We start from the raw sequence: 686 nt of genomic DNA, 5'->3' as shown, positions 1-686 counted from the left end.
GCGCTGGCCGACCGGTGCGCCGAGGTGGCCGCCGAACGGGACCGGATCGCCGCCGAGCACGACGACGCGCCACCCGTCCCGGTGACCCGGCCGGCACCACGCGCCGGCCGACCCGGCGCACCGCTGTGGCGGCTGGTCAGTTTCACCGACGGGGTGACCGGCGCGGACGCGGCGGCCGTCGAGGCGGCGCTGCATGCGGCCGGGCTGCTGGACGCCTGGCTGCACCCCGACGCCGGGACGGCGACGACCGCGCTGGCCGGCGACGACCTCGACGGCTACCTGCTGCCGCTGCCGCCGCACCGGCGGCCCACCGGGGCCACCCTCGCCGACGTGCTGGCCCCCGAGGAACAAGACGACGTGCCCGCCGCGCGGATCACCGAGGTGCTCACCTCGGTGGCGCTTGCCGACGTGACCACGCCCGACGCCTCGCCGGCCACCATCGACGTGGACGGCCGGTACGCCCAGGGCATCGCCGCCGGCCGATTCGCCAAGACCTCCTGCGAGTACATCGGCGCGACCGCCCGGGCCGCCCGCCGCGCCGCCCGGGTCACCGAGTGCGAGCGGCTGCTGGCCGTCATCGACGCCGACCTCGGCGCGGTGGACCGCGACCGTGCGTCCGTCGAGGCGCTGCTCGCGGCAGTGGACGCGGCCGCCGCGCAACTGCCGGCACCCGCACCGGTCCACAC

General features: G+C 78.1%; 1 pseudogene. It reads left to right on the top strand.

What is annotated here, in order from left to right:
* A pseudogene (locus tag AC2CHE_RS26945) lies at positions 1-686 on the top strand (TIGR02680 family protein); the annotation flags it as partial.

This window comes from Micromonospora sp. ATLC16, from assembly GCF_057196645.1.
The sequence above is the reverse complement of the archived record's forward strand: the minus strand, read 5'-3'. Positions and strand labels throughout refer to the sequence as shown.